19 protein-coding genes and 1 other RNA gene are annotated in these 13,524 nt (G+C 70.3%); 11 read left to right on the plus strand and 9 right to left on the minus strand.

The features are described from left to right. Positions 1–13: 13 nt before the first annotated feature. Positions 14–289 (minus strand): DUF5798 family protein, encoded by a 276-nt coding sequence (locus G9C83_RS04825; protein WP_167244970.1) that lies wholly within the window; start codon positions 287–289, stop codon positions 14–16. A 45-nt stretch (positions 290–334) separates the two neighbouring features. Next, entirely contained in the window at positions 335–1,354 is a 1,020-nt protein-coding gene (locus G9C83_RS16250) for a hypothetical protein (RefSeq protein WP_167244971.1), read from the minus strand. A 104-nt stretch (positions 1,355–1,458) separates the two neighbouring features. Between G9C83_RS16250 and ffs the strand changes: the two genes are divergently transcribed. Then, an RNA gene (gene ffs, locus G9C83_RS04835) (signal recognition particle sRNA) lies at positions 1,459–1,770 on the plus strand. A 129-nt stretch (positions 1,771–1,899) separates the two neighbouring features. Here the strand turns inward: ffs and G9C83_RS04840 are convergent. Then, entirely contained in the window at positions 1,900–2,550 is a 651-nt protein-coding gene (locus tag G9C83_RS04840; RefSeq protein ID WP_167244972.1) for a hypothetical protein, read from the minus strand. Beyond that, on the minus strand, positions 2,543–3,424 hold the full coding sequence (locus G9C83_RS04845) for a GAF domain-containing protein (protein WP_167244973.1): 882 nt from the start codon (positions 3,422–3,424) through the stop codon (positions 2,543–2,545). The genes G9C83_RS04840 and G9C83_RS04845 overlap by 8 nt, the downstream gene beginning before the upstream one ends. Positions 3,425–3,591: 167 nt before the next feature. Between G9C83_RS04845 and G9C83_RS04850 the strand changes: the two genes are divergently transcribed. Genes G9C83_RS04850 through arsN2 form a run of 4 tightly spaced genes read left to right on the plus strand, consistent with a single transcriptional unit; the run spans position 3,592 to position 5,520 of the window. Further along, entirely contained in the window at positions 3,592–3,963 is a 372-nt protein-coding gene (locus tag G9C83_RS04850) for a metalloregulator ArsR/SmtB family transcription factor (protein WP_167244974.1), read from the plus strand. After that, positions 3,956–4,753, plus strand: a complete 798-nt coding sequence (arsM, locus tag G9C83_RS04855; protein WP_167244975.1) for an arsenite methyltransferase — start codon at positions 3,956–3,958, stop codon at positions 4,751–4,753. Before G9C83_RS04850 ends, arsM begins: the two co-directional genes overlap by 8 nt. Positions 4,754–4,784: 31 nt before the next feature. After that, positions 4,785–5,075 carry a hypothetical protein gene (locus tag G9C83_RS04860; protein WP_167244976.1) on the plus strand — a complete coding sequence of 97 codons (291 nt, stop codon included), beginning with the start codon at positions 4,785–4,787 and terminating at the stop codon, positions 5,073–5,075. 1 nt (position 5,076) lies between these two features. After that, a complete protein-coding gene (gene arsN2, locus G9C83_RS04865; protein ID WP_167244977.1) occupies positions 5,077–5,520 on the plus strand; it encodes an arsenic resistance N-acetyltransferase ArsN2 in 444 nt (147 codons plus the stop codon). An 18-nt stretch (positions 5,521–5,538) separates the two neighbouring features. Here the strand turns inward: arsN2 and G9C83_RS04870 are convergent, their stop codons facing one another. From G9C83_RS04870 to G9C83_RS04880, 3 genes are all read right to left on the minus strand, one after another. Beyond that, complete coding sequence (locus G9C83_RS04870; protein ID WP_167244978.1) at positions 5,539–6,441, minus strand: mechanosensitive ion channel family protein; 903 nt, start codon at positions 6,439–6,441, stop codon at positions 5,539–5,541. Beyond that, positions 6,441–6,683 (minus strand): YhbY family RNA-binding protein, encoded by a 243-nt coding sequence (locus G9C83_RS04875; protein ID WP_167244979.1) that lies wholly within the window; start codon positions 6,681–6,683, stop codon positions 6,441–6,443. The genes G9C83_RS04870 and G9C83_RS04875 overlap by 1 nt, the downstream gene beginning before the upstream one ends. Before the next feature lie 85 nt (positions 6,684–6,768). After that, entirely contained in the window at positions 6,769–7,044 is a 276-nt protein-coding gene (locus tag G9C83_RS04880) for a ribonuclease P protein component 4 (RefSeq protein ID WP_167244980.1), read from the minus strand. Positions 7,045–7,117: 73 nt separating this feature from the next. Here G9C83_RS04880 and G9C83_RS04885 point away from each other — a divergent pair, with 73 nt between their 5' ends. Both G9C83_RS04885 and G9C83_RS04890 read left to right on the plus strand, forming a co-directional pair. Further along, positions 7,118–8,167 carry a glycosyltransferase gene (locus G9C83_RS04885; protein ID WP_167244981.1) on the plus strand — a complete coding sequence of 350 codons (1,050 nt, stop codon included), beginning with the start codon at positions 7,118–7,120 and terminating at the stop codon, positions 8,165–8,167. A 1-nt stretch (position 8,168) separates the two neighbouring features. Next, complete coding sequence (locus G9C83_RS04890; protein WP_167244982.1) at positions 8,169–9,281, plus strand: glycosyltransferase; 1,113 nt, start codon at positions 8,169–8,171, stop codon at positions 9,279–9,281. Here the strand turns inward: G9C83_RS04890 and G9C83_RS04895 are convergent. Together G9C83_RS04895 and G9C83_RS04900 are read right to left on the minus strand one after the other, a co-directional pair. Then, a complete protein-coding gene (locus G9C83_RS04895; protein WP_167244983.1) occupies positions 9,278–9,685 on the minus strand; it encodes a hypothetical protein in 408 nt (135 codons plus the stop codon). The two genes, G9C83_RS04890 and G9C83_RS04895, sit on opposite strands and share 4 nt — an antisense overlap. A gap of 60 nt (positions 9,686–9,745) precedes the next feature. Next, the gene (locus G9C83_RS04900) at positions 9,746–10,561 is read right to left on the minus strand and encodes a DUF2797 domain-containing protein (RefSeq protein ID WP_167244984.1); all 816 of its coding nucleotides are present in this window, start codon (positions 10,559–10,561) and stop codon (positions 9,746–9,748) included. Positions 10,562–10,684: 123 nt separating this feature from the next. On the opposite strand from G9C83_RS04900, the gene G9C83_RS04905 reads away from it, so the two are divergent. The 4 genes from G9C83_RS04905 (at position 10,685) to G9C83_RS04920 (ending at position 13,502) form a co-directional block, all read left to right on the plus strand. Further along, positions 10,685–11,299 (plus strand): VOC family protein, encoded by a 615-nt coding sequence (locus G9C83_RS04905; protein ID WP_167244985.1) that lies wholly within the window; start codon positions 10,685–10,687, stop codon positions 11,297–11,299. Positions 11,300–11,324: 25 nt separating this feature from the next. Further along, positions 11,325–12,278: a VOC family protein gene (locus tag G9C83_RS04910; RefSeq protein WP_167244986.1), complete on the plus strand. Its 954-nt coding sequence runs from the start codon at positions 11,325–11,327 to the stop codon at positions 12,276–12,278. Further along, the gene (locus G9C83_RS04915) at positions 12,271–12,909 is read left to right on the plus strand and encodes an alpha/beta hydrolase (RefSeq protein ID WP_167244987.1); all 639 of its coding nucleotides are present in this window, start codon (positions 12,271–12,273) and stop codon (positions 12,907–12,909) included. The genes G9C83_RS04910 and G9C83_RS04915 overlap by 8 nt, the downstream gene beginning before the upstream one ends. A 185-nt stretch (positions 12,910–13,094) precedes the next feature. Further along, entirely contained in the window at positions 13,095–13,502 is a 408-nt protein-coding gene (locus G9C83_RS04920; protein ID WP_167244988.1) for a DoxX family protein, read from the plus strand. The last annotated feature ends 22 nt before the right edge of the window (positions 13,503–13,524 follow it).

The following is a 13,524-nucleotide window of genomic DNA, read 5'->3' on the forward strand; positions in this document are numbered from 1 at the left end:
TTGCCGGCGTTCTTTAGTCGTTGTCATCCGCACCGTCGCTGCCGGCGTCTCCGACGCGCGCGTCCTCGACGACGGCGTCGACGTCGACGCCGTCCTGTTCGGCGAGCGCTTCGAGGACCGCGCGCTGGGCGGCCACCTCGCGTTCGAGGTCGGCGACGCGTTCGTTGGTCTCCTCGACGGTGTCCGCGAGGTCGTTGACCTGTTCGCGGAGGCGCTCGAAGCGCTCGTAGAGCTTGTCCGCGACCTCCGCGACCTTCTGGAGCTTCTTCGCGGTCGAACCGAATCCCATGGGTGAGCGTACACGTCCGCCCGGGATGACCGTTTCCCTCGGTCGTCAGGCCGGCCACGCGTCCGCGAGTTCCGCGAGGAATTCAGCGTACGCCTCGACCGCCGCGTCCCACTCCTCGCCGCCGCTCCGGCAGGCGTCGGCCAGTTCGTCGAGCCGGTTGCCGTCGTGCTCGGAGGCCAGACACAGCATCTGGAAGGCGGTCGACTCCGCGGGCACCGCGCTGTCGTCGGCCTGACGGACGAGCCGCCGGACTTCCCCGGGGGCCATGTCCATCGTGATTCCCGACCCCGGAATCGTCTTCGACATCTTCGGGTAGCCGTCGAGACCGGGGACCATCCGCGTGAACAGCCCCTCGAAGGCGGGCTCGAACGGCGTCTTCGCGGCGTAGCGCTCGTTCGCGAGCACGAGCGCGTGCTCGTCGACGCCCAGCACGAACACCGTCTGGTCGTAGCCGCCCGCGACGGTCGGGTGGAGGAAGTCGGCGAGACAGAGCAGCTCCGCCGTTCGGCTCCCGAAGTCGGTGCTGTCGGTCGCGTCGTCGTTGGCCTCCCGGTCGCGCTCGTAGGCGTCCCGCAGGGACTGTCTCCACGCCGTCGGCTCCGCGTCGAACTCGGGGCCGTCCCCGGCCTCGAAGTGCGGCGCCAGCCGGAGCGCCGTCTGCATCACGTCGCTGTCGTCGTACTGCGTGCGGACGCCGCCCTCGTAGCCGAGCGAATCGAGGAACGTCCGGTAGTCGTCGGCGAGGTCCCGGACGACGTCGAGGTCGCGGCCGTCCGCGGCGTACTTCTCGTAGTCCGCGAGCAGGAACTGGGTGTCGAACCCGGCCTCGTGGAAGCGCTCGACGGCGTACATCTGCGCGACCGTTCCGACGTGGGGTGTCCCGCTCAGGCCGGCGCTCGCGACGAACAGGGTGTCGTCGCCGGCCTCGCGGAGCGCGTCGGCGTCCGTGGTCGCGGCGAACGCGCGGTCCACGAGTGCCGCCGACACCGAGCCCACGTCGACGTCCGGGCGGTCGTAGTCGAACTCCTCGCGAACGGCGTCGTAGTGCTCACGTAGGGGGGACACGTCCGGCGACTCTACCGCCCGCTCCAAAGTGGTAACGAGCTACGCGGTACCAAGTGGCAAACAACGCGTCCCGAAAGGCCCTTAAGAGGGAGCCGTCTACGTGAAAGTGGACTAGGCCGGGCGGTTTGGCCCCGCCCTCTCCCGCGAGACAGCCATCAGCGGGGGCCGAAATCCGGGGGAGTCCGGTCGACCTGTCCGGGCCCCGGAAGCCAACGTGGAAGCCTCGTCCTTCGGGGACGGCGGTCCGCGGCGCGCACCTGCAGGGGTGTCGTCGTCGCGGTTCGACGGTGCCACTCCGTCAGGCACGGAAGTGAGCAGCGGAGCACCGAACGCTCGTCGCTCGAAGGGTCGCGGGGTGGAGAAGGCGACCGGGACTACCCGGGCTGGAACGCCGGGCCACCTCGGCCCGTCCAACCATTCATACGTACCTTTTTCAGCCGCGAGCCGTCGGCTCGCGGCTGAAAAATCTACGCTAAAAACCGCACAGCGACAGCGAACCGCAGTAACCTTTCGTCGTCGAGCGCCCCACGCGTGCTGTGAGTGTGCTACTCCATCTCCACGTCGAAGCTCACCCAGTCGCGGGACTGGCCGGGGATGCCGCGGGCGCGCAGCTCCTGGCCGGCCTCGGTCTCGCGGACGTCAACGCGCGCCGAGCAGAACTGCGTGAGCGTGCTCACCGTCTGCTCGTCGTGCATCCCGGGGTCGATGCAGAACACGCCGATGCCGTCGACGGCGTCGATGCGGCCGACGAGCGTGTGGACGAACCGCGAGACGGTCTTCAGGTCGCCGAACGACAGCAGCGTCGACACCGAGAACAGGCCCGTGCGAACGCGCTCGACGCCGGACTCCTTGAACGTCCGGTAGACGTCCGAGTACCGCATCCCGATACCGGTCAGGTCCGAGGGGCCGGACACGGGCAGCACCTGCGCGGGCACGCCCTGGTCGTCGTCGCCGACGCAGTCCAGAATCGCCGCGCGGTCCTCGACGAGCTCGAAGCCGCTGCGCGCCCAGTCGTCGGCGATGCGGCCCGCGCGCTGGTTCGTGCTGATGAGGATGGCGCCCTCCTCGCGCGGCCCGGAGAGCATCCGGAAGCCGAGGTGCCGAGCGCCGGCGTGCGGCGGCCCGGCGACGAGCACGGTCGTCCCCGGCCGGAGCGACGTCAGCGGCAGGTCATCGAACGTGTAGTCGTCAGTCATCGCGACCGCCTCGCTGTGCGTCGCGGATTCGCCGGCGCAGCGTCAGCTGGTCCATCGCCTCGCCGCCGAGCATCGACAGCAGCTCGCGGTCGCGCTCGTCGAACGCACGGGGTTCGTCGTCGTAGACGCAGAACGTCCCGATGGCCTGTCCGTCCGGGGTGACGAGGGGCGCACTCGCGTAGAATCGGATGTTCGCGGCGGCCAGTCCCTCGTTGTCCTCGAATCGGGGGTCCTCGGCCACGTCCTCGATGACTGTCACGCTGTCGTCGAGAATCGCGTACGTACAGACGGTGTCCTCGCGGTCCATCGCGTCGAAGGTGATGCCGTGGCAGGCGAGGAACTCCTCGGTGTGGGCGTCGATGAGGCCGACGGCGGCCGCGTCCGCGCCGAACAGCTCGGTCGCGAGCTCCGTCAGGCGGTCCAGGGAACCCCCGAGTTCCGCGGGATCGACGGCGTACTGTTCGAGCGCGGCGACGCGCGCGTCCTCGTCGTCCGGGAGCGGGTACGCGGTGTGGCTGCGGAACGCGAGCGCGTGCTCGACGAGGCCGACGAGCTCCCCGCAGTCGTCGCCGGTCTTCCGGACGTACTCCGCGACGACCGACCCGAACGCGTCGGTGTCGACCTCGTCCAGCGGCGCCGACGTGAACAGCACGCAGGCCGCGTCGGGCGAGCGCTCGCGGACGTCTTCGGCGAGTTCGAGACCGGTGCCGTCGCCGAGGTCGTACTCCGTGACGAGACAGTCTACCGCCGCCCCGTCGAGGCTGTCGCGTGCGGCGCAGAGCGAGCCCGCGTGCTTGACGTCGAAGCCGGCGTCGGTGAGCGCGTCCGCCGTCCGCTCGCGGGCCGCCGCGTCGGGGTCCGCACAGAGAATCATACGCGCACTTGCAAACCCGACCCCGTAAAATTTCGTGCTCGCTGGGCCGGTCAGTGCGCGTCCCGCTCGACTTCGCCCAATCACGTCAACTATCTATATGGTTCGTGCCTGCGCCGCCCCGACCCGAACCATTATATTAGTGTAACCTAATATTAGAGTACACTAAGATGGCGAGCCAAGAACCCACTCCCGCCCCGGCGGACGACACCGAGCGGGCGGCGCCGGGCTGTCGCTCGGTCGCCCACGACCTCTCGGAGGACGCCGTCGCCGCGGACGTCGACGTGCTCGCGGCGCTGGGAAACGACACGCGCTACGAGGCGCTGCGGCTCATCGCGGACGCCGACGACGCGGTCTGCGTCTGCGAGCTCGAACCCGCGCTCGGCGTGAGTCAGGGCGCGGTCAGTCAGGCGCTCTCGCGGCTGTTCAGCGCCGGGCTCGTCGACCGCCGGAAGGACGGCCGGTGGCGGTACTACACCGCGACGCCGCGCGCCGAGCGCCTCCTCGACGTGCTCGACGAGACGAGGGACGTCGATGAGTGACGACGCCCGCTGCGCCGGGAACGACGGGGTCGACGCCACAGAGCAGCGCGCGGCCGTCCGCGAGCGGTACGCCGGCGAGGCGACGGACGCGGGCGGCTGCTGCGGGAGCGACGCCGACGAAGCCGCGCTCGAACGCGGGTACTCTCGGGAGGACGTCGACGCCGTCGAGGCCGGCGCGAACCTCGGGCTGAGCTGCGGGAACCCGACTGCAATCGCGGGCCTCCGGGAGGGCGAGACGGTCCTCGACCTCGGCTCCGGCGGCGGGTTCGACTGCTTCCTCGCGGCCCGCGAGGTCGGCCCCGAGGGCCGGGTAATCGGCGTCGACATGACCCCGGAGATGGTCGAGCGCGCCCGCGAGAACGCCGCCGACAGCGACGCCGACAACGTCGAGTTCCGCCTCGGCGAGATCGAACACCTGCCCGTCGCGGACGCCGCCGTGGACGTCGTCGTCTCGAACTGCGTCGTCAACCTCTCGCCGGACAAACCGCGGGTGTTCCGGGAGGCGTTCCGCGCGCTCCGGCCGGGCGGTCGGCTCGCAATCTCCGACGTGGTGCTGACCGCCGACCTCCCCGATGCCTACCGCGGCGACCCGGACGCCGTCGCCGCCTGCGTCGCCGGCGCGTCCACCATCGACGCGCTCGAAGCGATGCTCGCCGACGCCGGCTTCGAGGCCGTCGACGTCGAGCCGGAGGAGGACAGCGAGACGTTCGTCCGCGAGTGGGACGACGAGCGCGACCCCAGCGAGTACGTCGTCGCCGCCACCATCGAAGCCGAGAAGCCGCCCGCGTAGCGCCACCGGACGCAAAATCGACCTCACGACGATGCCACGCTCACCACGCGACTCTCACGACCGACCGCCGTACCGTCGAATCAGCTGGCGCGACGTCCTCGCGGCGTACGTGCTCGCCGCCGCGATTCCCCTCGCGCTCTGGGCCGCGAGCGCGCCGCTCGCTGCCGGTGCCGGGCTCGCCGTCTCCGGCGTCGGCGTTCTCGGCGCGCGGCGCGCCCGCCGGCTGGCTCGCTGCGTCCGCGACTGCCGCGGGCTCGAACTGGACCTGCCCGGGACGGTCAGCGTGACCGTCACCTGGCGGCAGGACTGCTGTCCCGCCTGAGATGACTGACTCGCTGACCGTCCGGGAGGCCGACGCCGGGGCGATAGAGCGCATCGCCGCGCTGCTCGACGCGAACGACCTCCCGCACCGCGGCCTCGACGAGAGCCCCGGCCGGTTCTTCGCGGGCTACGTCGACGGCGGCCTCGTCGCCGCAGGCGGCGTCGAACTGTGCGGTACCGCCGGCATCCTGCGGTCCGTCGTCGTCGCGGAGTCGCACCGCGGCGAGGGGTTCGGGACGGCGCTCTGCGAGGAAGTCGAGCGAGTCGCGGCCGACGAGGGCGCCGACTCGCTGTACCTGCTGACGACGACCGCGCCCGCGTTCTTCCGCGAGCGCGGCTTCCGGGAGACGCCCCGCGAGAACGCGCCGGACGCAGTCCGCGAGTCGGCGCTGTTCGCCGAGCGCTGCCCGGACTCCGCGACCTGCATGCAGAAGGCGATAGCGTGAACCGGTCCGGCGACCGGGTTAGTCCTGGGCCTGTTCCGCCGACTGCGACCCGTTCTCGAGGTGCTCGGTCGACGCCGCCCCCGAGATGTCGATCTCGCCGTCGAGCGTGCGGATCTGGTAAGGGATGTCGATGCCCGCCTCGTCGAAGCGCTGCTTGACGTTCTGGACGTACTCGCTCTGGGTCTTCACGAAGTCCGACCGGGAGGGATTCCCGATCCAGAACCGCGACTTGAGACCGACGTAGGAGTCCCCGAGCTCCGTCAGGCGCACCGTCACGCCGGGGTCGTCGAGGATGTTCTCGTGGTTCTCGGCCTCCTCGACGATGATCTCGGTGGCCTCGTCGATGTCGTCGTCGTAGCCGATGCCGAACAGGAACTGCTGGCGGAGCTTGTCCTTCGCGACCGGGTTCTTGATGACGTCGTCCGTGAGAATCGAGTTCGGCACCGTCAGCAGCTCGTTGTCGAACGTTCGCACGCGCGTGACGCGGAGGCTGATGTCCTCGACGACGCCCGACTGGTCGTCCCACTCGATCCAGTCGCCGACGCGGAACGGCTCGTCCGTGTAGATGAACACGCCCGCGACGAAGTTCGCGATGACGTCCTGCATCGCGAACCCGATGGCGAGCGTGGCGGCCGCCGCGATGGTCGCCAGGCTCGTCACGAAGCTCCCGTAGCCCGCGAACCCGAACGCCACGGCGACGGCGACGAACAGGATGCCGAAGTTCACGATCTTCTGGAGGGGCTTGCGGGCGTGCTCGTCGAGGCTGCGCCGCCGGAGCACGCGGTCGAACAGCGGCCGCACGACGAGCTTCCCGACCGCGTAGATGGCGACGAACGCCGCGACGAAGTAGAGGAACTGCGTGAGCGCCCCCGCGTACTGCGGCACGAGGTCTTCGAGGAACGGCAGCGGCGCCACTGACATTACTGGTACACCGCCGTGTTGCCCCGCGTCTCCACGACGTCCGCGCCGGTCCGGTCGGCGAGCTCGTCGGCGAGCTCCTCCGTCGAGGTGCCGCCGCGGGCCGCGCGCAGGAATTTCACTTTCACCACGTCGCGGTCGTCGAGCTGGTCCGAGAGCTCGTCGGTGACCGCGTCCACGCCTGCCTTCCCCACCCAGACGGTGACGTCCGCCTCGTGGGCTTTCTTCGCTAGGTCGTCGGACATTCTATCGAGTTTATATGCCGAGGCGCTTTGAAAGTTGTTGCATTGGCGGGCGCGGCCGTTTTCCCGCGAACCGCCGGACGGAGCGCTACTCGTAGGGGTACCGGGCGTGGCTGCCGCAGTCGCAGGTGACGACGACGTGGCCGTCCCGCGTGCGGACGCGGGCGTTCCGGCCGGGAATCAGGTAGGCGTCGCAGGCGTCGCAGGTGAACCGCCGGAACGCCCGGGGGAGCGTGAGGCGGTTGCGTTCGGCGAGCCGACGGGCGAGGCGGACGTACTCGCGGGCGCGGTCGTCGTCGCCCTCGCGGGCAGCGTTCTGCGCGAGAGCGTGAAGTCGCTCGATTCGTTCCGCCGCGAGTTGCATACGTACGCGGGCGAGTGGCCGACGGAAGACAGTTCCGGTAGGGTTATCGGCCGCGGCGGGCTTGCGTCGGGTAATGCGGGCGCTGAACTACCTCGAGTTCGAGGACCGGGTCCGCGGGGGGATGGTGACCGCGACCCGGCAGCAGCGGAAAGCCCTCGCGACGACGGACGTCGAGGTGGTGGAGTCGCCGTGGCGCGCGGGCGACCCGGTGCAGTCGCTGGGCGCCTTGTTCGCCGGCGAGGGGTACTTCGCGGAGTACGACCTCGCGCACTGCAACCTCGTCGGCCCGGGCAGCGTCGCCGTCGCCCGACACGCCGAGCGCAACGACATCCCCCTGATTCTCCACGCCCACGTCACGAAGGAGGACTTCGCGGAGTCCTTCCGCGGGTCGACGAAGGTCGCGCCGGCGCTGGAGCCGTACCTGCGGTGGTTCTACTCGCAGGCCGACCTCGTGCTCTGCCCGAGCGAGTACACGAAGGGCGTCCTCGAATCCTACCCCGTGGACGCGCCCATCCGGCAGATATCGAACGGCGTGGACGTCGAGAGCCTGGCGGGCTACGAGCAGTTCCGCGACGAGACTCGCGAGCGCTTCGACCTCGACGGCATGGTCGTCTACGCGGTCGGCGAAGTGTTCGAGCGGAAGGGGCTCACGACGTTCTGCGAGCTCGCGAAAGCCACCGAGTACGACTTCGCGTGGTTCGGCCCCTACGACGAGGGGCCCCAGGCCGGCAAGGCCACGCGGAAGTGGGTGAACAATCCGCCCGAGAACGTCACGTTCACGGGCTACATGGAGGACAAGCGCGCGGCGTTCGGCGCGGGCGACGTCTACCTCTTCCCGGCGAAGGTCGAGAACCAGGGCATCGCCGTCCTGGAGGCGATGGCCTGCGGGAAGCCCGTGGTCCTCCGGGACATCGACGTGTTCCGGGAGTTCTTCGAGGACGGCGAGGACTGTCTCATGTGTTCGACGTTCGCGGAGTTCCGCGACGCGCTCGAACGGCTCGCCGACGACCCCGAACTCCGCGAGCGGCTCGGCGAGAACGCCCGGGAGACCGCCGAGTCGCACAGCCTCGACCGGGTCGGCGACGAGCTCGAAGCGACCTACCGCGGGCTCGTGGAGGGCTGACGTGAGCGAGCCCCTCCCGACCGTCGCGGCGTTCACGGACTCCTACCTCCCGACGGTCAACGGCGTCACGTACACCGTCTCGACGTGGCACGACCGCTGGCAGTCCCGCGGCGGCGAGATGCCCATCGTCTACCCGCGCGCGGACTACGACTCGGGGCCGTCGGAGTACGCCGCACGCAGCCTGCCGTTCCCGTTCTACGACGGCTACCGGATGGCGCTCCCGACGACGCCCGACGAGGTGCTGAACGGCGACGTCGACGTCGTGCACGCGCACACGCCGTTCGGGCTCGGGCTCGCGGGGCTGCGGTTCGCGAGCAAACACGACCACCCGTTCGTCGCCTCGTACCACACGCCGACCGCGGAGTACGCCAGCTACGTCGTCCCGGACGCCGCCACGGGGCTCGTCCGGAGCGCGAGCGAGCGCTGGGAGCGGTGGTTCCTCGACCACGCCGACCTCGTGTTGACGCCGAGCGAGCGCACCCGCGACCACGTCTGGGACCTCGGCGTCGACGCGCCCGTCGAACCGCTGCCGAACGGCGTCGACGTCGAGCAGTTCCGACCGACCGACCCTACAGAGTTCCTCGCGCGGCACGACCTCGACGGCGACCGGCCGCTCGTCGGGTACACGGGCCGCCACGGGTACGAGAAGTGCCTCCCGGACCTGCTCGCGGCCGCGGATGGCCTCGACGCCACCGTGGTGTTCGGCGGGGACGGGCCCGCGCGGGAGGAGCTCGAAGCCGAGGCCCGCGAGCGCGACGTCGACGTCCGCTTCCTCGGGTTCCTCGACCGCGAGGAGCTGGCGGCGTTCTACTCCGCGCTCGACGCGTTCGCGTTCCCGAGCCCCGTCGAGACGGAGGGCCTGGTCGCGCTGGAGGCCAACGCCTGCGGGACGCCAGTCGCGGGCGTGAACGCGGGCGCGCTCGCGGAGACCATCGACGACGGCGAGACCGGCTACCACTACGAGCGCGGCGACGTCGACGGCTTCCGCGACGCCATCGAGCGCACGCTCGACGAGCGCGACCGGCTCACGGAGAACTGCCTCGCGCGCCGCGACGCCATCAGCGTCGAGCGCGCCATCGACCAGCTAGAAGAGCTCTACCGCGGACTACTCTAGTCCTCGAGCGCGTTCGCGATGCGGTCGAGCTTGTTGTTCGTGCGCTCGACTTCCTTGCGGAGCTGTTCGAGCTCTCGCTCGACCTTCTCGCTGGTGCCGCTGCCGCCGGACTCCTCGCGGGGGTCGCCGCCCATGCCCGGCGGGCCGCCACCGCCGCCCATCATGCCACCCATCATCTGTGCGAACGGGTTGCCGCCGCCACCGCCGCCGCCCATGCCCGGCGGACCGCCTCCGCCGCCGCCCATGGCCTCTTTCATGCGCTCGCGGGGGTCCTCGCCCTCTTCGCCCTCGTCTCGCTCCTCGGCGCGTTCCTGTCGGATCTCCTCGACGCGCTCGCGGAAGGACTTCTCCTCCCCGTCGTCGCCGTTCTCTGCTTCGTTCGTTTCGGGTTCGTCGTCTGCCATACCCACTGGTTCGCCGTCCGCACTGAAAAAAGCCGCTTTCCACTGCGGCCCTCGCCGCTGCTAGAACGCGCCGAGACTCGACTGGCGGTCCCGGCTGCTCGCGCCCTCGGTGACGTCGTACCCGACGAGGTCGCGCATGTCCACGGCGTACGTCGTCCCGCCGCGCTCCAGGGCGAGCACCCGCCCCTTCGTCCCGAGTACCGTCCCAGTGAGCATCGTCTCCGCGACGGGTCGGGCGTCGAAGGGGACGCCGTAGTCGAAGTCGAAGCGCTCGATGGGGTCGTACTCCGCGACGAGCGCGTCCCACGCCGCCTCGTCGACGTCCTCGGCGAACCCTCGGATCTTCGTCGGGACGCGCACGCGGTCGGGAACCGTCTCGGCGATGCCGTACTCGATCTGGCGAGCGCGCTTGCCGTTCTCGACGGTCCGGATGTGGGCCGCGCGGTCCGCGCCCTGCTCGCGCAGCCGCGTGTCCAGCCGCCACGAGCGCGTCACGCCCACCTTGAACGTGTCCGGTGCGAACGCCGCGAGGTAGACGGCGTGCTCCTCGTGGCACGACTCCAGGGGCATCGCGCAGTTCCCGATACAGCGCGCGCACGGCCACGTCGACGTGTGCTCGTCGCAGTACGGCGCGTCCTCGCGCCCGCACGCCTCGTGGACGTCCTCAGAACACTTCGTGTTCTGATGGGCTGGGGAAGACGACTCGGTCGTCTTCCCAACGCCGTCTCTCGTGGCGCCCGCGCAGTGGCGCTCGCCGAGCGTGTACGCCAGCGACTCCCCGGCGACCAGCGGCACGCGCTCGACTTCGCCCCCGCTGGCGACGCGGAGCGCGGCAGCCCCCTCGCCGGGCGTCGTCTCGTACCCCACTACCTGCACGGCCGCCGGTACGCCGGGTCCGAATAAAGCCGTGGCGCTTGCCGTTCGCCCGATAACGCTCGTGCCACCGGGTGACGCCGCCATCCGCGAGCGCTTATCCCGGCGGCCCGTCTAGGTGCGGCCATGGCAGACGAATCCATCCCGGTCTCCGCGGAGGCGCCCGACAGCCCCTTCCGGACCACGGGCACCGACCACATCACCATCTGGGGGAGCAACGCCGAGGACACCATCGCGTTCTACCGCGACCTGCTCGGCATGCCGCTCGTCCTCCGGCAGCCGAACCTCGACGACCCCTCCCAGACGCACCTGTTCTTCGACACCGGCGACGGCCGCATCCTCACCGTCTTCGTCAGCGACGACCGCGCGTCGAACCGCGGCCGCATCCGCACGCAGACAGGCAGCGTCCACCACCTCTCATTCTCCATCGCGGCGGAGGACTTCGAGGACGTGATGCAGGCCCTCGACGAAGCCGGGCACGGCTACAACGTCTTCGACCGCGGCATCTTCTTCTCGCTGTACACCCAGGACAACAACGGCCTCATCATCGAGCTCTCTGCCGACAAGTACGACATCCCGGACGACCGCCGCGGCGAGGTGCTCGCGACCGCCCAGCGCCTCCGCGAGGAGGACGGCGCGGACTTCGCCGAGGACCGCCACATGAAGCAGGCCCTCGAAGAGCTCGGCCTCGACGCCGAGCCCGCGGACCTCCCGGACGCCTCCACCGGCGTCGGCTACTGACCGCCCGACTCGCCGCCCCGCTCTAATGCTCACTGACACGCCCGGCATCCACCACGTCACCGGCATCGTCGAGTCCGCCCAGCGCAACGCCGACTTCTACGTCGGCGTGCTCGGCCTGCGGCTCGTCAAGCGCACCGTCAACCAGGAGGACATGCTGCGCTACCACCTCTTCTACGGGAACGAGACGGGCGAGCCCGGGACCGTGATGACGTGCTTCCCGTTCGCCGACGAGGTGGCGGGCCGCGTCGGCAAACCACAGATTGCGGCGGTGGCGTTCGTCGTGCCGCCGGGGTCGCTGCCGTACTGGCGCGGCCGCCTCGCCGAGCACGGCGTCGACGTCACCGGGACCGACCGCCGATTCGGCGACAGCGTCCTGCGGTTCACGGACCCTGACGGCACGAACGTCGAACTCGTCGAGGGCGAGGCGCCCGTCGAGCCGTGGACCGGCGGCCCCGTCCCCGAGGAGTACGCGATTCGGTGCGTCCACAGCGTCACCGCGCTCCCCACGAACCCGTACACGACCGGCGCGCTGCTGGACACGCTCGGCTTCGCGCTCGTCGGCGAGGAAGCGGGCCGCGGCGAGACCCGGATTCGCTACGAGGCAGGCGGCGAGTACGCCACCGTCGTCGACCTGCTCGACCGGCCGACGACGGAGTTCGGCCGCGAGGGCACGGGCTCGATTCAGCACGTCGCCGTGCGCGCCGACGGCGTCGACGAGCTCTACGAGTGGCACGAGGTCTTCCGGGAGCGCGACCTGAACGTCTCTCGCGTGCGCGACCGCTACTTCTTCCAGTCGCTGTACGTCCGCGAGCCCGGCGGCATCCTCGTGGAGCTCGCGACCGAGGAGCCCGGGCTCGCCGCCGACGAGGCCGTCGGCGAACTCGGCGAGACGCTCGTGCTCCCCGACCAGTTCGTCGAGGACCGCGACCTCATCGAGAGTCAGCTCCCGCCGCTGTCGGTCCCGTACACGGATGACTGACGACCCGCACGGCGACAGACCGGTCGTCACCGCGGGCGCGCCGGCGTCAGCAGCGGACGCCGTCGTCGTCCTGCTGCACGGCCGCGGCGCCACCGCGCAGGGCGTCGTGAACCTCGCGGAGCCGCTGTACCGCCACGGCGTGACGTTCGTCGCGCCCGACGCCGCGCGAAGCCGCTGGTACCCGTACTCGTCGCTCGCGCCCATCGAACGCAACGAGCCGCACGTGTCGTCCGCGCTCGCGGCCGTCGACGGCGTCCTCGACGACGTGCGCGAGTGGGGTGTTCCAATCGAGGACGTGGTCCTCTTCGGGTTCTCGCAGGGCGCGTGTGTCGTCAGCGAGTACGCCGTGCGCACCCCTCGGGAATACGGTGGTGTCGCGGCGCTGAGCGGCGGCTTGCTCGGCGACGAAGTCGGCGACTACGACGGCTCGCTCGACGGTACGCCGGTCTTCCTCGGCGTCGGTGACGAGGACTCGAACGTCCCCGTCGAGCGCGTCCGCGAGACGGCCGCGGTGTTCCGCGGCCTGAACGGGGACGTCACCGAGCGCGTCTACGAGGGCGTCGGTCACGAGGTCACCGACGACGAGTTCGACGTCGTCGGGTCGTGGCTCGACCGTATTCTCGGCGACTGAGTGCCGTCACTTCAGACGGAACACCGGGCGGCGACGCGCGTGTCACCCGGTATCCCGGGCATCGCCGAACGCACAAGTAGGTTCCGACGCGAACCAAGTAACGTTGTGAAAGCTACTATCCAGAGGTCAGCCAACGGGGCTGCATCGCTCGACGACCACGGCGCCGTGACGGAGGTGTCCGTCTGATGACGGCCGCCGACGTCGTCCTGCTGGTGGGCCGCGTGCTGTTCGGCGGCGTCCTCGCGTTCATGGGCCTCAACCACTTCATGCAGCTCGAAGCGATGACCGGCTACGCCCAGCACAAGGGCCTGCCGGCGCCGAAGCTCTCCGTACTCGCGTCCGGACTCGTGCTCGTGCTCGGCGGGCTCTCTGTCGTGATCGGCGTCCTGCCGGTCGTCGGCGCCGCCGCGCTCGCGGCGTTCCTCGTCGTCTCCGCGCTGACGATGCACGACTTCTGGGCGGTCCCCGAGGACCAGCAGCAGGACGAGATGACCGGCTTCCTGAAGAATATCGGCCTCGCGGGCGGCGCGCTCGCCGTCGCCGCGTACGCCACCACCGGGTGGGGGTACAGCGTCGGCGTCTCGTTCTTCTGAGCGGCTCCAGCCGCGGCGCCTA

Origin of the sequence: Halobacterium sp. R2-5 (assembly GCF_011734195.1) — an archaeon.
GTDB lineage: Archaea > Halobacteriota > Halobacteria > Halobacteriales > Halobacteriaceae > Halobacterium.